Source organism: Pseudoalteromonas sp. JB197 (assembly GCF_002332205.1).
Lineage (GTDB): Bacteria > Pseudomonadota > Gammaproteobacteria > Enterobacterales > Alteromonadaceae > Pseudoalteromonas > Pseudoalteromonas nigrifaciens.
This window is the reverse complement of the sequence record NZ_NRGZ01000002.1, coordinates 448,301-468,998: the sequence shown is the minus strand read 5'-3', so window position 1 is coordinate 468,998 and position 20,698 is coordinate 448,301. Positions and strand designations below refer to the sequence as shown.

Sequence of the window (20,698 nt, the reverse complement as noted above, 5' to 3'; positions counted from 1 at the left end):
TTGTGTGTGGTATTAATAAGTTAGTTTTTTATTATTAGTAAAATTTATAGTTCATACCCAACTGGAACGTACGGCCATAATCTTCTCGTTGGTAGAGAATTTCACCACCGGCTAAATCATTCCCTTTGAAGTAACGTAAATCCGCTTCATCGGTTAAGTTAATCGCGTCAAAGTACACGCTGAGGCTTTTTGTGAAGTCATATTTCACTTTCATATCAAAGGTTAAGATATCGTCTTGGTATATATCAGCCCATGACTTACAGGTGTGGGGGTCTGATACGGAAGCTGATACGGGACAAGAGCCAACCTCTTCAAGAATATCTGAGCGATAATTACTAATTAGGCGGAACGAGAAAGTCTCATTTTCCCAACCAACAGCAACATTACCGGTGATATCTGCTTGGCCAGGTAACTGCATTTTGTCTTGACGGATAGTGGCGTCGAGTTCGGCTTCGCTTTTTACAAAGGTCATATTACTTTGCCAAAATAAGCCATTTTCGAAGAATTGGTTGTAACTGAGCTCTACACCGTACACAGTGGCTTTATCACCATTGAGGGTGATATCAACCTGATTGAGAGCTAGATCTTGAGGAATAGCAAAATCAGACACTTGGTTTACAGGTAAAGTAAGCGGTAGCTCATCGATGCTCATTTGAATACCGGTGACATCGACGATGAAGTTATCAATATTTTTATAAAATACCGCTGCTTCCATAAATAACTCTTTGGATGGATACCAGCCAAATGAGGCATCAAAGTTATCTGAGGTCATGGCCACTAAATTTGGGTTACCTACTTGTAGCGCATTGTCAGGCCCTAAAATATAGCCTTGTAAATCAATGGCACTTTGCCCGTCAGGGGTGCTGTAGCATTCGTTGGTTGTTGGATCACATAAGCTAATATCACTATCAAAACGTGCAAAACCACGGGCTTGTTTAAATGAAGGGCGAGTATAACTAGTCCAAAGTGACGTACGCACTAACATTTCAGGATTCGGTTCGTAGCGTATATGCATACTTGGAAAAAATTCACTGTAGGTAATAGATGCTTCAGGTAAAGGCACCGAAATATCTAAGGTGTGATCTCCGCCAAAATTCCAATCATCATTTGATAATGACATATAACCGGTTGATGAAAACTCGGTATGTGCATAGCGAACACCGGTAATAACACTTACCTGCTCTGATAGCTGCAGCTCAGCCATAATATAGGCTGCGTAGGTATCTTCGTATAAGGTATAGTCTTCTTTAGTGCTGTCGATTGATACCTCGCCACCGGTGGCACTGTCGCGTGTAATTTTTGTTGAGTCAACCATGTACTCAAGGTCTTCGTTGCTAACAAAAGGGTAGGTAAATAAGCCACCTTCAGGCACCGCGAAGTTATAATCTGTCACATTTGAGTTGGCGACGGTAATACAGGTTTCATCTGTGCCACAGTCCAGTGGATTTATTGCATAGCTCCAGCGATCTTTATCACGAAAGTGTTCGCGTTCGTTATAAGTGCCACCAATTTTAATGAAATTCAGGTACTCAAAATCAAAGTCTTTTTGTAAGTTTAACTTGATACTCGTGACTTCGTCTGTTCGGACACTGTCTTCCATAAATAAGTTGTCGTATTCCATATTTGATAAATCGCTGATATCACCATCGGCTTCACCGGCAAAAACATCATTATCTGGATCTAACGCAAAACCACCTAAGGCAGCTGCTTCTTCAGGAGTAAGCACTTTCGCAACAATATTATTTTTACTACCTTGACCGTAGACAATATTTTCGCGCTCACGAAATTGCACGCGGCGATCACCCACAGATTTATCATCTGTTTTAGAATACGCGTATTCATAATCTACACGTAAAGTATCGGTAATATAGTTTTCACCACCGATGCTGTAATTGGTTGTAGTTGTTTCACCTTCTTGAATGAAAAATTGGTTGTAAATATCGATATCAGACAGTGCAAACTCTTTTGTATCAGCATTTACATAGATAATCTCATCTGCTTGGTCGCCATTATAAAAGTTATAAAACTCTCTTTGGGCGACGTCATTATCGGTGTAATTTGAGTAGTTACCACGAATGTAATAAAAACTGTCTGCGGTTGGTTTAAACTCAACATTAAGTGTTGCAGTGGTACGTTCTCTGTCGGCTATTTCACGGCGGTTTTCGAGTTGCGCGGGGATCAAAATTTCTGGCGCGACACTGAGTTCTTCTTCGCTTAGACCAATTCCCCCTTGTAAAAAGTTTAATTCGCGGGTGCTATGATGGCGTACTTCATCTACTTGGGTTTTTCTATCTTCATAGGATAGAGCAAAACCAACCCCTATTTTCTCGTCTAAAAATAGTTGTGTGCCATCAATGCTAAATTTAGGCGATTGCTCTTCACGTAATTCACTGTATGAATCTTGAAGCTTCATTTTTAATGTGTTTTTGCCACGATCATACGCAGAGATGGCTTTAACGTTTACTGCACCACCAATTGAATTGAGGTTCATATCTGGGGTAAGGGTTTTAAATACTTCAATGGCACCGAGTGAATCACTGGTGATGCCATCAAGGCCAATTTTACGGTCATCACCCGCGCCAGAGAGTTCTGCACCATTCATGCTCACTGATACGAATTTAGGGCCTAAACCACGCACCGCAATGTATTTTCCTTCTCCTTCACTGCGTTCAAGTGTCACACCTGGAATTCGACGCAGTGATTCTGCAACATTTTGGTCAACAAAATTTCCCATGTCATCCGTGGCAATCACTGAGCTAAATGCTTTTGCATCGCGCTCCATAGCACGTGCTTTTAAATCTGCTTGATAAACGCCTGTTACAGCAATGATTTCAATATCATCTTCAGCTTCTACGTTTTTTTTATCTGCTGTTATTTCGGCGTTTGTTGTTGGTTTGTCACTTTCTACCTTTGGCTGTACAGGATCAGCTGTTTGCGCATAAAGTGGCATAGCTACCATTAATGCTGCTGCGATCGTGCTTAATCTCATGCTCTTCATCTTTGTTCCTTTTCCAGGCTTTTAATTGTGTGTGCAAGATATGCGATTCCCGTTGATTCAAATCCCAACTTGCCACCGGTGGCAAAATGAAATAACATGAAGTTAACACTGTATTAATGAAACTGTCAATTTACATATTGACAATTTTTATTTTAACCAGCATTAAAAACGAAATAGCCAAGGAACATTATGCAAGTTCTGAAGAATAATAATTTAAACTATCTCAATATCGTATTAATAAGCATCATTACTGTGTTGACGATTTTTGTTTCGACTAATTTATACGCTGTACAAGTTAACACGCCATTGGCTTTTCCAACTGCAAAAGGGTTTGGTAAGTACGCGACCGGCGGCGTTGATGGCACCGTTTATAGAGTGACTACATTAGAAGATAACGTTGAAAAGCCACAGCCAGGCAGTCTTCGCTATGCAATTAAACAAAAACATCCTCGCACTATCGTATTTGCGGTATCGGGTGTGATCAAATTGGCAGGGGAGCTTAAAATATCACACGGTAATATAACCATTGCAGGGCAAAGTTCGCCAGGTGGGATTGCAATTGTCGGGGCTCCGGTTACGGTATCTGCCGCTGATAATGTGATTATTCGTTATTTACGCTTTCGCTTAGGTACTTTTGGCTATGCCGATGATTCTTTAACGGTACGTAACAGTGAAAATGTGATTATTGACCATTGTTCATTGAGTTGGTCCGTGGATGAAACTGCGAGCTTTTATAATAACCGTAACTTTACGTTACAAAACTCAATGATTTCGCACAGTTTAAGCCATTCAATTCACCCTAAAGGCGATCATGGTTATGGTGGTATTTGGGGCGGCGTAAATGCCAGCTTTATTAATAATATAATTGCCAATCATGCCAGTAGAACACCAAGGATCAATGGTCATCGGCTTAAATCACCGTACCCACAAAATGAAGAGTTTGTTGAGCTTATCAATAATATTATTTTTAACTGGGGGCATAATAATGTGTATGGATCTGAAAATGGTCGTTTTAACCTGATCAATAATTACTACAAGCCAGGTAAAGCAAGTAAGAGAATGCAGTTTGCTGATATTTGGTACTCACCGGAGATCAAAGAAAATCAAGCCTATATTATGGGGAATGTACTTGAGAACAATCCACAACTTACTGAGCATAATTACTTAGGTGTAAATTATCGCAAAGCAGTTAAAGCAAAACGCACCATCAGTAATGAGAATAGTCAGTGGTTAAGTGATAAAGCAATCATTACATCACCTATGCAAACAACGCTGGTTTATGTTAGTGCTGAGCAGGCATTTACTGATGCCATTAAGGGGCAAGATATAGGTGCAAGTCGCAATGCACATGGTCGATTTATTGATAATGTTGATAACTTAGTTTATCAGCAATTAACAGACGCTGTGTCAATCAAGAAAAACGGTTTAATTGACCACGAATTTGAATTAATAGGTGATTGGGATACTTATGAAAAGCAATTTTTAGGCTTTGCAGCAATCTCTGATACAGATCAAGATGGTGTGGATGATGACTGGCTAAAACAACATCAGCCACAATTTAAAAATGCCACTAAAGAGCAGGTTTTAGTGGCGTATTTAAACTCACTTAGCAACTAATAAAGTAAAAGCCACTTTAAGACTTAAATAGAATTGTTAAGTCAAAATGGCTTTCGATTATAACTTCAATAGTGTTCAACGATTGTTAGCGAATTGTGCTGTTAAAAAGTCATCAATAACACCAGTCGTTGGCGTTAACCACGGCTGGAATAACCAAAAGGAATGTGGTGCGTCTTCGAATTGATAAACTTGGCTGGTTATATGCAGCTCTTTTAGCTTTAATATTGCGCTGTCTCGACCTGCGCGAAAGCGTGGCACTGAGCTGTTAATAAAGAGTGTCGCAGGCGCGTTTTTATCAATATAGAAAATAGGTGATGCACCGCGCCAACGCTGTGGGATGCTTTCATAACGGCCTCCTAACCATTTACTGGCTGAAGTGACGGCTTTAGCTGGATTGTTTTCAAATGGTAATGCTTCAGCTGAGGTGAAATCACTTAAGCCATCTATATTTATCAGCGCTTGGACATTAATTCGCTTCGAGGCAGTATCGGCATTATCAATAACCCCGCCGCTGTAGGCTAATAACGCAGCTAATTGGCCACCCGCAGAGCCGCCCGATAAAGCAATCTTAGTGCTGTCTATATTATACTGATCAGCATTATTTTTAAGCCAATAAAACGCATCAACTAAATCCTCAACTGCTGCAGGATAAGGCGCTTCCTCGCTGAGGCGGTAACTGGGCGCAGCAACAATATAACCACGGTCTACCAGCGCAATTGCAAGTGCTGTCATTAATGCGGGGGTGCCTGATTGCCAACCACCCCCGTGGATCAATATGATCAAAGGCGCTGTTTGCGTTTGCTGCTTTTGCTGATAAATATCTAAAGTCTGTGCACTGGTTTTAGTTTGCTTGTAAACCAGTGCTTTATGAGCGATGACAGAGTCAGGAAGTGTCGTTGCGGGCACCTGCATGTGTGGATAGTGTTTGATTAGTTTTTTATAAGTATTTTCAACGGTGTAATCAGCTGCTATGCATGGCTGAACACATAGCAATAATACGGCAAAAAAGTTCAACTTTTGATATTTAAACATATTCATTTTAATCCAAAGTGTCATAACGGGCATAGTCAAAATCGGCATAGTTGCTAGCGCCAGGAGTTTGCGACAGGCTAAATAAGGCTAACTTAGCACCTACCCAGCGGCCTTTTTTAGCTTGAAAGTGTTCACCAATAATTTGAAACTCAGCACTTGCAGCGGTTCTATAACTAAAAATGGCTGTGGCGCCTGGTTGTAGAACGACTTTTAGTTCAAGATAGGGTTGTGTCAGTGGTTGTTGTTCTACGATACTTTCTTTACAGCCTTTTCTCGCATTAAAACAGTGCACATAGACTAGCTGTTGTTCGCCAGTAGTAGATGTTTTGATACCAATCCATGCATAGTCTTCACCAAATAAAATTAGTCCTGAGGAACTCGCTGAGCTTGTTTTGTTGACCTGCAATGTGGTTGTAAAAGCAAATTGCTCTGCGGGAATTTTTTGTAGTAACAATGAAGGCGTTGACCATAAATTAGTATTGTTTTGTGCTGTAATTGGCTGCGAGTATAAGCGTAAAAAGCCGGGGTTGTCTGTCAGTGAATACCAGCTGTTACTTGGATTTGCATTCCATTGCCATAATAAGCTTAGCTCAGCGCTGTTGAATTCATCATTGTCCACTATGCTGGTGGGCTGTGGGTTAATTTTGCTTCTAGGTTTAGTGTGCTGTAAAACCGGTTGCCCAGTTCCATTACCATTTTTATCTATGCCTATGATTGGCCAATCATTGTCCCAGCGCATAGGTTGTAAATGGGTGATTCGACCATACGCTTGTTTGCTTTGAAAGTGAATAAACCAGTCCTCATCAAATTGGGTGTGAACCCACGCACCTTGATGAGGACCGTTGATCACTGAATTACCTTGCGCCATTACTACTTTGGCTTCATAGGGACCGGTAATTTTTTTTGCTCTAAATACCGATTGCCAACCTAAATCTACCCCACCCGCAGGCGCAAAAATATAGTAGTAACGTAAGCGCGCATTTAAGCAGTGCGCTTAGCTATAATCGAAGTCTAGCTGCACATTCCACGGCATTAGGTCGGTAAAATCATCATCACCCTCATCTCGATTCGGCAACGTTTTAAATAAATGCACAAAGTAGTAATACGGATTGATGTCATTAGCACGACACGTCATCACAATACTATAAAGTATCGCGCTGGCCTGAGCACCATTAACCGATTTTGAGAATAGCCAGTTTTTTCTACCAGTGGTAAACGGCCGAATATCTCGCTCAGTAATATTATTATCAATCCCTAGTTCGCCATCTTCACTATACCGCATTAATTTCGGCCATTGATTAAGCGTGTATTTTATCGCTTTGCCAATATAACTCCCCGCCGTTACTTTACCTTCGGCTTCATCAAGCCACGCTTTAAAGTGCATTAATATGGGTAAGGCTTTTTCTTGTCGTAACTGATACCGCGCTTGAGGAGATAACTGTTTGTTTTTAGCGTGGGTTTCCAGTTTATATAATTGGCTGATAAAGCTGATGGCTTTATGCGCTCGACCTTTGTTTTTCGACTCTGCTTTTAAGGCATCGTTATATTTGCGTCTAGCGTGTGCCCAGCAACCAACAGGGGTAATGCCTTCAATACCGTCATAAACACGGTAACCGTCGCACTGTAAATAGCCTTGATAACCGGCAAGAAATTCTTTTGCGCAAGCGCGACTTCGACCTGCTTGGTAATCGTAAATCACGACAGGCTCACGGCTGACCTCATTGCTGCGATAAACCCACATGTAGGAATTGCTGCTAGGGTTGTCACCTTCATCTAACACTTGTGTACGGGTTTCATCGGCACATAAACTGTGCTCACTAAGCAAGTGACGTTGCATGGCTGCCACTAAGGGGCTGATTAGCAGGCCCGCTTTAATACACCAATTAGCTAATGTTCCGCGCGATAGTTCAAGGCCGCCACGGCCCAGTATGTCAACGAAACGATAAAGCGGTAAGGCATCGCAGTATTTGCCCGTAACAACCGCCGATAACGCTTCTGGACTCGCAATGCTGCCAGGAATAGGCTGCTTGGGTTTAGGCGCGGTGATTATTTTACTGGCCAATTGTTCATGCTCGCAATGTCTGCAAGCATATTTAAATTGTTTGTGCTTAATGACACTGACTTTCGCCGGAATAATCTTCACTTGCTCGCTGTCTTCACTACCACATTGATGTAGTTGTTCACCGCAACACTGACACGTTAACTCGGTTAAGGTGTGCTCAACCTCTTCTCGTTCAAAGTGCTCAGCCAGTATTTGTTTACCTTTCTTATGGTGTTTAGGCGGCTCAGTCGTTTTATGCTGCTCCGCTTCATTGAAGGTGCCCCGTGGGGCTTTTTCACTTTTTTTACCGTATTTTTGGGATTTACTTAACTTAAGCTCAGCAAGCAAGTGGTCAATCCGCGATTGCATTTCAACCTTATCTTCTTGCAGTGAAATTTTATCTTTTTCTAAGCCATCAAGCTTAGCCTGCATAAGTGCAAGCTGATTTTGTAGTTCGGTGATGAGAATAGTGTCTGGCATTTTAATAGCATGACACATGGGAAAGATCGTTCAAGTAAAAAAAACGATCTGGTTAATTTATATCACTGATAACCCTGATAAAGTTGAGTGGCGGGTTTTATTATTTACCGGTAAGCCAGATAATAACCATTGTAACTGCCGTTGTTCAATCCCCATGGCTACGTGTGCTTGAGCATGATTTGGCCATTGAAATCGTCCTTGCTCTAAGCGACGATAATAAAGCCAAAAACCATTGGTATCCCAAAACAAAATTTTTAATTTATCGCGTTGTTTATTACAAAAAACGAACCACGCTTGGCTTAAAGGATCGAGAGATAGGGTATCGCTGACAATAATACTTAACCCATTGATTGATTTTCGCATGTCGGTGAATCCCGTGACCAAGTAAACTTGGTGGGTGCAAGGTGTCACAGTACGCTCAATAATTTGGCTAGCGTTTGGTTAGCTAATGTCGACTCGAAGTCTATTTGATAGCCGTTTGGTGTGGTGAGTTTAATGATTGAAGGGTGTGTAAAGGCTTGCTCATGAATAACAAACGGGATCACCTGTTGCTTTTTAACCCTTATCGTTTCGTCAGAAAGGCGTTTACGCCAAACATAGAAAGTCGATGCGTTAATGTTGTTATCACGACAAAATTGAATGATGGCTAAACCACTCGATTTTTGCTGCTCAAAAATGCCTTGCCAGTGTTTTATTTTTTGCTGTTTATTCATAATTACCTCAGGTTAATATGCTGAGTAAATTATGCATAGGTAGCATTAATATTGGTATGTGGGTTTAATTGCGCGCTTACGTAGTAACCGTTACGTTTATAAAATTTAGGACCTTCAATGGTTCGATATCCAGGGTGATTTTTACCATCGACAATGTGTGTAAATTTATCACTGACCCAACTTGCGTCATCTTTCATTTCACGCAGCGTTAGTACATTATTAAAGCCAGCACGGCTTTTTGCCCATGCATGTGCTAAGTACGCTTTGCCGTTGTCATCCCATAAAGGTGCCGGGTCGATCAATCCTTTACCCGCTAAAATAAGCTGTGGGGTTGACCAAGTTCCAGCAGGATCATCTGTTGTGGTTACATAAATACCAAAATCAGGATCAGGGTAAAAAATCCAAAATTTATTATCATGAAAACGGATTGTTGGTGCCCATACGCCGTTGCCATGTTGTACTTTTGCAAAGTGCTCTTGTGGCAGCTGTATTGGCAGCGCATAATTTATTAACTGCCAATTGACTAAATCGGTAGAGTGTAAAATAGGCAAGCCAGGTGCAGAGTTGAAGCTAGATGCTGTCATGTAATAATCGCCATTAACAGTGACTACATCCGGGTCGGAATAATCGGCATGCAAGATTGGGTTTTTATATTCGCCATTACCAAGATCTGCTTGCCACGAGCTTTGAGTGTGTGTTGACGATAGTAATTTCGACTCTTTTGCATAACCTAGGCTGCTACTTAAGCAAGCGAGAAAAAGTGCTAAATAGAAATAGTATTTGTTGCTTAGCATAGGTTATTTCTCCATTTCTAAACTAGCAAGAATAAAAGGGCCGACTGCTTTAGGATCGTTCGCGCGTACATTTTCACTGATGTAATAAGCAAAGCTGCCATCTCGATATGGATTTGCGCCAAGTCCTGCTACTTCACATACTTGTTGGATTGATAAGGTATTATCTTTTTCACGTTTAATAAAGTTGCTAACTACAGCATTAAAGGTATTTTTTGCAATCACTTGGTAGCTATCAGACAAGTAACCTTGATTAACAGCTCTTGCAATCGCATAGCTGAGCATAGCACTGCCTGACGACTCTAAATAATTGCCGCGTAATTCACCTTTATCTGTAACTTGATACCATACACCGGAGTCAGAACGCAGCTTTAACATGTTATCTATCAATGTATTAAAGCGCTGTGATAGCCACGCTTTTTTAGGCTGATCATTCGGTAGTTGATCTAATACATCAACCATTGCCATGGCGTACCAACCGATAGAGCGCGACCAATGATTAGGTGATTGTCCGGTTTTTTTATCAGCCCAACGCTGTTGTTTAGATTCATCCCAGCCATGTACAGGTAGAGAGGTGTCACTGCGATAAGTATGTTGTTCAATTAATTCAAACTGTTTTATAACATCATCATACTGATCTACTGTCCCAAAGCGGCGGATATATTCGGCATAAAAGGGGGCTGCCATATATAAACCATCAAGCCACATTTGCGAGGTATAGCGTTTTTTATGCCAAAAGCCACCATCAATTGTGCGAGGTTGTAATTTGAACTGTGCATATAAAGTATCGAGAGCAAGGCGATATTTACGGTCTTTTGTTTCATCAAACATAAAAAACAGTAACTTGCCGGCATTGAGCATGTCGAGATTATATTTACTCATTACGTAGGTTTTAATACTGCCATCTTCCATTACTAAAGCGTCTACATATTCTTTAATGTAATTGAAATAGCGTTGCTTTGGTTGATGCTGATAGAGCTTGGCAAATGACAGTAACACTAAGCCATGGGTGTAGTCCCAGCGCGCTTCAGTGCGCCAATCAATGGTGTACGCCTGTGGATTACGAGTCATCTCAGAGTTAGCCATTTGCACGGCATAGCTCGGTGAGTTGTTATTATTTTGTGCAGACACATTCATTATTGAGCAGAGTAAGCAGCAGATAAAAAATGAAAAAATATTTTTATTTGCGCTGTTTTTATTGGTGTTAAGTATACGCATCATAAATCCTTATGAGCTAGTGTGCTGATGTTGTTGAAGGGAAGTGAGTGTTAGCCGGTAAGCAAAAATGCGCTGGATTTTGCTTACCGGCAGGCTGTTCTATGACTGGTTAGTTGTTACCAGCTAGAAGCTTAGCTACTTCAAGGCTTGCTAGAATGAAGGGACCATTTCCTTTTGGATCATTTTTGCTGACCGGCTCGCTCATATAATAGTGATAACTACCATCACGGCCAAAACCAAGGCCTGCAACATAGCATTGGTTAGTCATACTTACCGTGCCATCACTATGTACTAATGTAAATTGGTTAAGTAAACCTTGATACGCTGCAAGCGCGGTGTCTTGATAATCAGCATCGATATAGCCATTATTAAGTGCTTTTGCATAAAAGTAAGCGAACATTGCTGTTGCAGTTGACTCTTGGTAGTTACCTAAAGACGTTGGTTTGTCTAAAACTTGCCACCATGTGCCGGTATCAGTATCTTGAACTTTGGCAATATCAGTGGCCAACTCTTTTACCATGGCGAGTAAGGTATCGCGTTGCTCTGTGTTTTTTGCTGGGATGTAATCGAGTACATCAACCACCGCCATAGCGAGCCAACCCATACCACGGCCCCAAAACTCTGCGGAAACACCGGTTTGTTTATTCGCCCATGTTTGCTGTTTAGATTCATCCCAACCGTGATAGTACAACCCTGTTTTTGGATCGCGTAGTGCTTCCCGAGTGAGCTTAAATTCGTTTACCACCTCAGCGAAGGTTTCTTGTTGCTGGTGGCCTGTTTCAAATAAGCTGGCATATTGGGCTAAAAAAGGCATACCCATATAAACTCCATCTAGCCACACTTGATGTTGATATTTGTTTTTGTGCCAAAATGCGCCTTGTGATGTACGTGGCTGTAACTGTAATTGTGCGCGCAAAGCTTTTGCAGCCAATAAGTATTGTTGCTGCTGGGTATCTTGGTATAGCTGAATAAGGTTGCGACCGGGTGGAATATTATCAATATTAAAATTGCTTTGTTTATAGGCGCTGATTTTCCCTTGCTGATCAATAAAGCTGCCAGTAACTTGGGCAATTACATCCTTATAAGCTTGCTCATCAGTTGCCAGCCCCAATTGATAATAGGCATAAGGTTGTAAACCAATAATGTCGTATTCAAACTTTGGGCTGCGCTTACGGTTAGCATCCCAGCCATTGGCATGGTAGCCTAGTGTTTTTCTTTTCAGCTCTGAATCGGCAAGGGCGCGGGCCCATTCAAGGGCTAATTTATCATTAAGCGGTTGCGTCGTTTTTTTTGCTGTAACTGTGGTGTGCAAAGTAATGCGTGGTTTAATTGTCAACCTTTCAGCTTGTTGATCAAGGTACTCAATAAAGCTTTCTTTATCGTTGATACCACTTTCCGGCTGCCACACTGAGGCAAAATAGTAATCTGCATGTTGTATACTTTGCCCTTTTGGTTTTAGTACTGCAAGGTAGTTATTTTTATCTTGGCGTACGTCAATAACATCGCCTTTTTTAAAGAAAACCGCCATACCTAAAGCTGATTTATCTAAACTTTGATTGCCCCAACTGGCAATATAACTGTAGCCATAATTACTCATTGCATCGAGATCACCTTGAATAAACTCAGTCTCAGGGTGTTTGACCACACCGGCCACTAAATTAGACAAGTCTTTATCAGTGCTCAGTTCTACATGTGCTAAACGTGAGCCGCCATGCATACTAATGTTTGCGGTTAAATCTTGCTGTTGGTAACTGTTTTGCCAGCCTTGATACTCAATTTGAATACTGGCGCGTAAATCACCATTTTCAATAATCCGTGCTGTGCGCTGGGTCACATCAGCGACATGTTCCAGCTCATCATTACTACCTAGCAAACCAAATCCGCCTGCACCTAAAGACTTGCCCACTTTGAGAATGTCCATTCCCCAATCTTGTTTGTCATGATAAGAGTCATAACCATCAAGGCCAACAGTATGTAAAACAGGGGCTGCGGTTAATTTACCAAAAATGTCAAAGCCATTGCGCCAATCAAGGTAAAAACGATAACCCACTTTATCTGACTCAATACCTGGGCCTTCGTAACGGATCCAATTTGAATGATCGGTGTAATAATCTGGTGGCGTTAACTCATCAACATTTTTAAATTCACCGCCTACATACTCTTTTTTACCTGTGCCAACTTGGTGTTTTGGCGGACGAGAATGAGGCTGCCATTGACCACCTTGTTTATGGGCAAGATCAGCTTGAACACGTTTTGTTTGTGCTGTGATTACTGGTTTACTTTGCTGTGTTATGGTGACTTCAATCGGTGTATCATTTAAATCGACAATAAAATACACACCATCAAGTTTACCGTCTGAGTTAATATCTACTGCTTGGCTAGGTAACACTTGCTGCGCTGTTTTTACAGTTAAAGCCGCGGTTTGGCTAAGGCCTAAATCGTAATAGCTAAGATAGATTGGCTCATCAGGGCGCTTAAATGAAGATGGATTAACAATGTCTACTTTAGCAACTAGTGCGCTACTGAGTGAATTTGTCTCACTTGCTTGCAATGGTGTTTTAAGGTCAGCTTGTTCTTGGCAGGCAGCCAGTAAAAGGCTAGAGCCTAGAGCTGTTCCCATCATAATGCGCTTTGATAACAGTGATGTTTTTAAAGTCATGGTGTGTCCTCAATGGTTGAGCCACTTAAATTAAGTGGCTCTATTATTGTTATTTATCGAGATTATATGCTTTTTTCACTAGCCCATAGGTTAGTTGATAAGCCAGTGTCTGCGCAGTACTTTCACTAATTTGATGATTAGCTACCAATTCAGCCAAGTAACGGCAGTCAACGCGGCGTGCAACATCATGGCGAGCGGGGATAGATAAAAATGCACGGGTATCGTCATTAAAACCAACTGTATTGTAAAAACCTGCTGTTTCCGTTGTTTGTTGTCTAAAACGTAGCATACCTGCTGGGCTGTCATGGAACCACCAAGCTGGGCCTAATTTAAGGCTAGGGTAGTGACCTGCTAGTGGCGCAAGTTCACGACTATAGGTAGTTTCATCTAACGTAAATAAGATGATTTTAAGATCCGGGTGATTCCCGTATTTACTTAATAGTGGTTTTAACGCATTAACGTATTCAGTTTGGCTTGGAATATCACAGCCTTTATCACGGCCAAATTGATCAAATACCGCTTGGTTATGATTACGATGGGCACCAGGGTGAATTTGCATCACTAAGCCGTCTTTAATGCTCATACCTGCAAGCTCAGTAAGCATTTGGCCTCGGAATAACTCTTGCTCTTGCTCAGATGAATTGCCTGTTCGGCATTTTTCAAATAATGCTTCACACTCAGCTGTAGATAAGTCAGCAGTTAATGCAGTAGGGTGGCCATGATCGGTTGCCGTTGCACGCCCTTCAACACGGAAGTAATCACGACGTATTTGAATTGCTGCTAAATAACCTTGCCAAGTTGATGTATCTTGGCCGGTTATCTCACCAAGTTTAATTACGTTGTCGATAAAATCTTCGCGGCTAGCATCAACAACATCATCAGGTCTAAAGGTGGTGATCACACGTTTTGCCATTGCAGAGCCTGCAATTGCGCGGTGATGTGGTAACTGATCTAGCGCACCTTCAGTTGTGGCTATTAGTTCAATATTAAAGCGGTCCATCAATGCATGCGGCGTAAACTCGGGTGTTGCTAATGCGGCAGTAATTTTTTGATAGTAGTGTTGTGCATTTTCAGCGCATAGTTTTTCAGTAAAACCAAATACATCACTAAATACCGCATCAAGCCAATAGCCGCTTGGCGTGCCAGCATAGAGATGATAGTTATCAGCAAAAATTTGCCATACTTTTTCAGGCTTAGCTGCTTTAGAGCGAGCCATATCGCCTTGCAGACCATGCTCTGGCACGCCTAAATCAGTCATTGGGATACCTTGACTGTAGAGCATTCTAAACACATAGTGATCGGGTTTTATAAATAGCTCGGTGGCATTGCCGAAGTTTTCATTTTCATTAAACCAACGAGGATCAGTGTGACCGTGCGGACTAATAATCGGTAAGTCTTTAATTGATTCGTATAACTTTCTAGCGATTGCAACGACGCTAGGATCGCTTGAAAACAAACGATCTGGGTGCAATTCTAAAGGTTCAATATTGCTAGACATGGAAGGTTCCTTAACTGTTCTTTTTACTGTTAGCCACCGGTGGCATTTAAAGGTGAATTACACTGACATCGCGTGGCAGTCAATATATGTATTAGTTGCTATTAAGAACCTGAAGACAGGCTTGGGTTATTTTTTCATAGTCTTTATTTTGCACCCATTGTGGTTGTGCAACCCAAGTTCCACCCACCGCCATCACATTATTAAGCGCTAAATAGTCTTTGAAATTTTGCTCATTAATCCCGCCTGTTGGGCAAAAGCGAATATCAGCAAATACGCTGCTTACTGCTTTTAAAAACTGCTCACCACCACACAAAGAAGCAGGAAACAATTTTTGCTCAGTAAAGCCATATTCTTTAGCAAGTAAAATATCTGCGGTGTTTGAAACACCCGGCACAACAGGCACAGAGGATTGACAAAGAGCATCGAGTAACCGTGGTGATATAGCAGGCGTAACAATAAAATCACTGCCTGCGGCAAGACTTTTTGCAAGTAACGCTTGATCAGTAATCGTGCCGGCACCAACGCATAAATCGGGTAGTGCTTTTTTAATCGCGATTAATGCGTCAAGTGACGCTGGCGTGCGCAGCACAACTTCCACTAATTGGATACCCGCCTTATGCATCGCGGTCGCAATAGCGACACCTTCTTCACTACTATTTGCTTGTATTATAGGCAGTATTGGTTGCGTGCCTAATAATGTTGAAAACGCGTTCATACATCGGTTCCTATCATGATTGCTGTAATTGCGCCATTGTCAGTGGCTGCTTGTTTAAAGTGACATTATCTAAACTCATATTATTTACATGAGCTACGATTGACTGACTGCCTACTTGGTCAAAATGGCAGTTTTTAAAATGAATATCGTTAATTGGTGCGCGTTCAAAGCCATTAAGATAAAACGCTTTACTAAGCACATTTTTACAATGTAAATTTTCAATTTGAATATCACGAACTGTCGGATCGAATTGTCCCGCATCGCCTTCTTCATAATAGAAGTTGATCACAACAGCGTTTTTAACGGTACCAACGTCAACATTACGAATGCGGATATGCTCGATCAAACCGCCACGTACTGAGTTAGTTTTGATACGAATAGCGCGCTCTAGATGCGGGCTGTCCATAGTGCAATTTTGCACAAAGACATTGTTTACACCACCTGATATTTCGCTACCAATAACCACTCCACCGTGGCCTTCTTTCATATGGCAGTTTTCAATAACAATGTTTTGTGAGGGGATACCGACACGTCTTCCGTCTGCATTTCGCCCTGATTTAATTGCGATACAGTCATCACCGGTATCAAATACACAGTTTTTAATATGTACATGATCGCAGCTCTCAGGGTCACAACCATCAGAGTTTGGCCCGTGGCTTGAAAAATTAACCTTATCAACCGTAACACTTTGGCATAAAACCGGATTCACTAACCAAAATGGCGAGTTTTTAATTGTTACACCTTGGATTAAAATATTTTTACATTTATACGGTTGAATAAAAGGGGGGCGTAAATAGGCGCCGGTACTGTATATACGTTCGCTTACCGGCACACCAGCTTCGGCATCAACCATCAACTTATTACGTGCTTCACGCTGGTGCAATACTTTACCTTGGCTATCTTTAATTAAATCCCAATGGCCTTCTTTGTGTGGACCTTTCCAAGGCCACCATGTTTGGTTATCGCCATTACCTTGTAGTGTTCCTTTACCTGTGATGGCAATGTTTTCTTGCTCATAAGCATAAATCAGTGGTGAGTATCCCATCATTTCTAAGCCTTCCCAGCGAGTAAATACTTCGGGTAAGTAATGAGTAGGATCAGTACTGAAACTTAATATTGCATTATCAGCCAAGTGTAAATTTACGTTAGAAAGTAAATGAATGGCACCGGTCAAGTAGGTACCATTTGGAATATAGACCTGACCACCTCCTTGTGCGTGGCAGGCTTCAATGGCGCCTTTAATTGCTTGCGTACAATCATATTGTCCATTTTCTTTAGCGCCAAAGTCTTTAATATTAAATTGCTTAGCAGGGAAGGTCGGGACCACAATTTTGGCTTTTATTTGTTCAGCCATTTGCCAATCATCTGCGCTAATTGGCGCTTCAAATACATTGAGTAAAGGTGCTGACTGACAGCCCATTAAAGTTGCTGTTACCAAAGTGCTAGAAGCTAAGGCTTTGAGAAAATAGCGTCGTTGATTATTCATCTTGTATCCTGCTGCTGTAAATTGGAATTATTATAATAAGCTAACATTAGCAGCTTTTGCCACCGGTGGCAATGGGGTTTTGAATTTTTTAATCGATATTTTATTTAAGTGATAGATGCACATTATCGAAAATAATCGGTGGTAAAAACCACCGATTATACAGGGAGGGGAGTATTGAAAAACAAAAAGAGTTACTAGAACGAGCCTCTTAATCCAAATATAAACTGACGGCCAGTTGATAAGTTTTCATAAGGGCGTTTAGTGTAAATATCATTCCATTGGTCCTGTGATGCGTCTGTTAAATTTACAGCTTCAAAGTTGATGCTTAAATTTTCACTTATGTTATATCTGCTTGAGAAGTTCAGCTTAGCTTTAGCGTCGTAACCTCGAACAAAAGTTGATTCATCAGCATATTCACTGAGGTACTGTTTATTATACTCGCCTCTGCAATTATATGAGAAGCGGGCAGACCATTTATCGACCTCGTAGTACAGTGTCAAATTATAGGTATTTTTAGATGTTTCTTCTTCAACAAGGTTAAGTTGTGTGCCATAGAAGGGATCTTCTATATCACGAGTATAATCAATGTAAGTATAATTAGCTTGCAGGCCTAAATTATCAAACGGTTCAGGCAAAAAGCTAAATGGTTGTTGGTAGATAAATTCAGCCCCCCACATGTTTTCAGGTGGAGTATTGGTAAGCTGTGTTACTTGCCAAGTGATAGTGCTTGGATCTTGTTCACCAATATCTATGCCTAACTCATCAAGTTGTGCTTGTGTTAGCACTTGATCTGAAGACTCTTTTGTTAAGCCAGAAATATCTTTAAAGAAAAATGAGGCTCCAAGTAATGACTCTTCATCAAAATACCATTCTAAACCAACATCATATTGTTTTGATTTATAAGGTTCTAATGTTGGTCCTGCGCCCATTTTTATTTCCGCACTTGGGTCTTCAGCATCCGGTACGTTAACACTAATTGCTGAACTTAAATCTGACAGTTTAGGTCGCGTAATTGCATGAGAGTAACTAAAACGTGCAATTAAATCTTCAGTTAAGTCATAAGCTAAATTTAAAGATGGTAAGAAATCATCGCCTTTACTGACAGTTGTCCGCCAGCCATAACCATTGTCATAGTTAGCGCCATCACCAAACCCTGCAGTGTAACCATCTTTATAAATATGATCTAAATTAACAATTTTGCTGGTGTTTTTATTATCTATATAGCGTACACCGATATTACCGCGTAATTCTCGGGCAAAAATTTCATTTATAAAATCAAGTTGTAAATATGCAGATGTTACTTCTTCTTTAATATAATATGCACGTTTATATTCTTCTTTTGCTTCAAAAAATGAAGCGTTACCAAATGCACTCATCGCAGCATTATAATCTGGGGTTAGCCATGTATTCGTGCCTAAAGTTGAGCTACCTGGTACGTCAACATTATTTCCAAATGCGACTCCCAGCTGGTCTAAATCAGTAGCAAATAAGCTACCATTTGTAAGAGCCGGATCTAAATCTACAACTTGTGTTTCAGCACTTTTACCACTGGTTTTATTTGTTTCTTTATCTAAAGTTTTCCATGCATTTCTAAAATCATGTTGCTCTGTAATGAATGAGCGTTTACCAACACCAAATTTAAGTGTCATCTCAGAACTAAATTGGTACGCCAAGTCGACTTTAAAAGAACTATTTTCACTGTCAATAGTTTGCGCACGATTACGTGTTAACCCCATAGAGTAATTATTTGCATCCATCATTTGTTGTTGAATTTGCTCTTTGCTGTATGTACCACCAGGTGATTGGCCAGCTGCGAAAGCAAATGACGGCATATTTGAAGTTATACTGCCATTACCAATGGCAACGCCACCGGTATTGTTTATAAGTGATAAAGGATCAATATTAGCATCATAGCTGTAAGCAACTGTTGAGCCCTCACTATCTAAAGCAAAAGTACGTGTGTAAGGAATGTCTAGGGTTGATTTTCCTTTACCTGCTAAGAAAGTAAGGGTCAACTCGTCGTTAATAAACCAATCGCCAGTTAACGTAATTTGATCAAATTGAGATTCAGATTTATCTTCCCTGGCTTCTGAACGGATCACTGCATTAGAAAATGAACCTGCAACAATGGTATTATTTTCATCTGTATAAATGTTTTCAGGCACAATGTTTTTTTGATCTCGTAATAAAACAGAGTACTGATACTCTTCCATAGTAGTATCTAAATCGGCATGAAGAACATCTAAATTAAACGATAAATTATCAGTTGGTGCATATTGAAATGCCGCCGTTGCGCCTAAACGCTTTTGATCTTTAGAAAATACAGAGTAACGTGGGATACGCGGTAAGTATAAGCCATCCAGATTATCGTCAGTATAGTTACCATTTTCCATGAGGATAGTTTTTGGGCTAGCAGTTAAATAATTAGTTCCGCCGGGTTGATTAACGGGTAGTCCATCAGCCGAATATTTCGGATTATTTACTGTCCAACGCACAGTTGTAGGACCTTCGCTTTGTACAGTCCCTCCTGAATATGCAACAGAGAATAATGCACCGAAAGTATTATCCCAATTTTGGCTTACCATAAAAGACGCGCGTGGCGCTAAATCTTCAGAAATCTCGTTGTAACGCCCATTTACACTATAAGCGCCTTTAAAACCGTCATATTGAAAAGGTCGTGCTGTTTGTAAATTTACATTACCTGCGATACCACCATCTTCCAGTTCAGCTGCTGCTGTTTTATTAATATCTATTTGTGTGAATAATTCAGATGCGAACACATTGTAATCAAAAGCACGTGAGGTATTAGAGCCACCAGCACCATCTGTTGCTGCGCCTGCTGAAGCTGATTCCATACCGTTAATTGTGGTTTTAACATAGCGGGCACCTAAACCTCGTACTGTGATCTGTCGGCCTTCACCGGCATCTTCTTCAATTGAGATGCCAGGTACACGAGCAAGAGAGTCAGCTACATTTAAATCAGGGAATTTACCAATGTCTTCTGCAATGATGGTTTCACGGGTGCCTACGGCTTCACGCTTAGACATCAACGCAGCATTGATACTGCCTCGGTAACCTTTAACTTCGATTACTTCAAGTTGGTCGTCTGAATTTGTTTCTTGTTGTGGCGCTGCGTATGCGATAGCACTGCTAAATGCACCACCTAGAATTAAATAGGACATTAATTTGTTGAGTTTAAAATTGTGTGTGCTGGTTGTCATAGTGGTTCCACATTCTACTTATTGTTATGCAGTTAACATGACTGAAAATCTTGTTTTTGTCATGCACTTGTTTCTCGATTCTAATTGTACCTAAGCTCATAATCCATAATGGGAAAAACAACGAGTGAAGCAGTAGAAAAATAGTGACGAATTATTTTGCTACCGGTGGCACGAATGAAAAAATATAGTGTTCCTAGGTCAATGTCAAACTAAAAAAATAACATTAATC

At 40.8% G+C, this 20,698-nt stretch carries 14 protein-coding genes; 1 reads left to right on the top strand and 13 read right to left on the bottom strand.

The features are described from left to right. Window positions 1–34 precede the first annotated feature (34 nt). Complete coding sequence (locus CIK86_RS17200; RefSeq protein WP_086999173.1) at window positions 35–2,998, bottom strand: TonB-dependent receptor; 2,964 nt, start codon at window positions 2,996–2,998, stop codon at window positions 35–37. 252 nt (window positions 2,999–3,250) lie between these two features. On the opposite strand from CIK86_RS17200, the gene CIK86_RS17195 reads away from it, so the two are divergent. Next, window positions 3,251–4,615: a hypothetical protein gene (locus CIK86_RS17195; RefSeq protein WP_257010477.1), complete on the top strand. Its 1,365-nt coding sequence runs from the start codon at window positions 3,251–3,253 to the stop codon at window positions 4,613–4,615. Window positions 4,616–4,690: 75 nt separating this feature from the next. Here the strand turns inward: CIK86_RS17195 and CIK86_RS17190 are convergent, their stop codons facing one another. From CIK86_RS17190 to CIK86_RS17135, 12 genes are all read right to left on the bottom strand, one after another. Next, window positions 4,691–5,653, bottom strand: coding sequence for an alpha/beta hydrolase (locus CIK86_RS17190; RefSeq protein WP_254910780.1), 963 nt, complete (start codon window positions 5,651–5,653; stop codon window positions 4,691–4,693). Between the two features lies 1 nt (window position 5,654). Beyond that, window positions 5,655–6,605 carry a family 43 glycosylhydrolase gene (locus tag CIK86_RS17185; RefSeq protein WP_096317114.1) on the bottom strand — a complete coding sequence of 317 codons (951 nt, stop codon included), beginning with the start codon at window positions 6,603–6,605 and terminating at the stop codon, window positions 5,655–5,657. 36 nt (window positions 6,606–6,641) lie between these two features. Further along, the gene (locus CIK86_RS17180; RefSeq protein ID WP_086960352.1) at window positions 6,642–8,186 is read right to left on the bottom strand and encodes an IS66 family transposase; all 1,545 of its coding nucleotides are present in this window, start codon (window positions 8,184–8,186) and stop codon (window positions 6,642–6,644) included. Window positions 8,187–8,225: 39 nt separating this feature from the next. Next, window positions 8,226–8,579: an IS66 family insertion sequence element accessory protein TnpB gene (gene tnpB, locus CIK86_RS17175; protein WP_254910727.1), complete on the bottom strand. Its 354-nt coding sequence runs from the start codon at window positions 8,577–8,579 to the stop codon at window positions 8,226–8,228. Next, the gene (locus tag CIK86_RS17170) at window positions 8,576–8,881 is read right to left on the bottom strand and encodes a hypothetical protein (protein ID WP_013465796.1); all 306 of its coding nucleotides are present in this window, start codon (window positions 8,879–8,881) and stop codon (window positions 8,576–8,578) included. Before CIK86_RS17170 ends, tnpB begins: the two co-directional genes overlap by 4 nt. Before the next feature lie 29 nt (window positions 8,882–8,910). Then, window positions 8,911–9,675 (bottom strand): family 43 glycosylhydrolase, encoded by a 765-nt coding sequence (locus tag CIK86_RS17165; RefSeq protein WP_254910724.1) that lies wholly within the window; start codon window positions 9,673–9,675, stop codon window positions 8,911–8,913. Window positions 9,676–9,678: 3 nt separating this feature from the next. After that, a complete protein-coding gene (locus CIK86_RS17160) occupies window positions 9,679–10,893 on the bottom strand; it encodes a glycoside hydrolase family 88 protein (protein WP_254910723.1) in 1,215 nt (404 codons plus the stop codon). A 106-nt stretch (window positions 10,894–10,999) separates the two neighbouring features. Continuing rightward, on the bottom strand, window positions 11,000–13,549 hold the full coding sequence (locus CIK86_RS17155) for a glycoside hydrolase family 88 protein (protein ID WP_086995264.1): 2,550 nt from the start codon (window positions 13,547–13,549) through the stop codon (window positions 11,000–11,002). Between the two features lie 49 nt (window positions 13,550–13,598). Beyond that, a complete protein-coding gene (uxaC, locus tag CIK86_RS17150; RefSeq protein WP_086995261.1) occupies window positions 13,599–15,047 on the bottom strand; it encodes a glucuronate isomerase in 1,449 nt (482 codons plus the stop codon). 91 nt (window positions 15,048–15,138) lie between these two features. Continuing rightward, a complete protein-coding gene (eda, locus tag CIK86_RS17145) occupies window positions 15,139–15,762 on the bottom strand; it encodes a bifunctional 4-hydroxy-2-oxoglutarate aldolase/2-dehydro-3-deoxy-phosphogluconate aldolase (protein ID WP_086995258.1) in 624 nt (207 codons plus the stop codon). 13 nt (window positions 15,763–15,775) lie between these two features. Beyond that, on the bottom strand, window positions 15,776–17,248 hold the full coding sequence (locus tag CIK86_RS17140; RefSeq protein WP_086995255.1) for a glycoside hydrolase family 28 protein: 1,473 nt from the start codon (window positions 17,246–17,248) through the stop codon (window positions 15,776–15,778). Window positions 17,249–17,442: 194 nt separating this feature from the next. Then, window positions 17,443–20,469, bottom strand: coding sequence for a TonB-dependent receptor (locus tag CIK86_RS17135; protein WP_086995252.1), 3,027 nt, complete (start codon window positions 20,467–20,469; stop codon window positions 17,443–17,445). Between the last annotated feature and the right edge of the window lie 229 nt (window positions 20,470–20,698).

What these genes read in the sequence shown, in the direction of transcription:
- CIK86_RS17140 (WP_086995255.1), bottom strand. Translation starts at nt 17,248, where the DNA reads ATGAATAATCAACGACGCTATTTTCTCAAAGCCTTAGCTTCTAGCACT.
- CIK86_RS17155 (WP_086995264.1), bottom strand. Translation starts at nt 13,549, where the DNA reads ATGACTTTAAAAACATCACTGTTATCAAAGCGCATTATGATGGGAACA.
- uxaC (WP_086995261.1), bottom strand. Translation starts at nt 15,047, where the DNA reads ATGTCTAGCAATATTGAACCTTTAGAATTGCACCCAGATCGTTTGTTT.
- CIK86_RS17135 (WP_086995252.1), bottom strand. Translation starts at nt 20,469, where the DNA reads ATGACAACCAGCACACACAATTTTAAACTCAACAAATTAATGTCCTAT.
- CIK86_RS17190 (WP_254910780.1), bottom strand. Translation starts at nt 5,653, where the DNA reads ATGAATATGTTTAAATATCAAAAGTTGAACTTTTTTGCCGTATTATTG.
- CIK86_RS17165 (WP_254910724.1), bottom strand. Translation starts at nt 9,675, where the DNA reads ATGCTAAGCAACAAATACTATTTCTATTTAGCACTTTTTCTCGCTTGC.
- eda (WP_086995258.1), bottom strand. Translation starts at nt 15,762, where the DNA reads ATGAACGCGTTTTCAACATTATTAGGCACGCAACCAATACTGCCTATA.
- CIK86_RS17160 (WP_254910723.1), bottom strand. Translation starts at nt 10,893, where the DNA reads ATGATGCGTATACTTAACACCAATAAAAACAGCGCAAATAAAAATATT.
- CIK86_RS17180 (WP_086960352.1), bottom strand. Translation starts at nt 8,186, where the DNA reads ATGTGTCATGCTATTAAAATGCCAGACACTATTCTCATCACCGAACTA.
- CIK86_RS17170 (WP_013465796.1), bottom strand. Translation starts at nt 8,881, where the DNA reads ATGAATAAACAGCAAAAAATAAAACACTGGCAAGGCATTTTTGAGCAG.
- CIK86_RS17200 (WP_086999173.1), bottom strand. Translation starts at nt 2,998, where the DNA reads ATGAAGAGCATGAGATTAAGCACGATCGCAGCAGCATTAATGGTAGCT.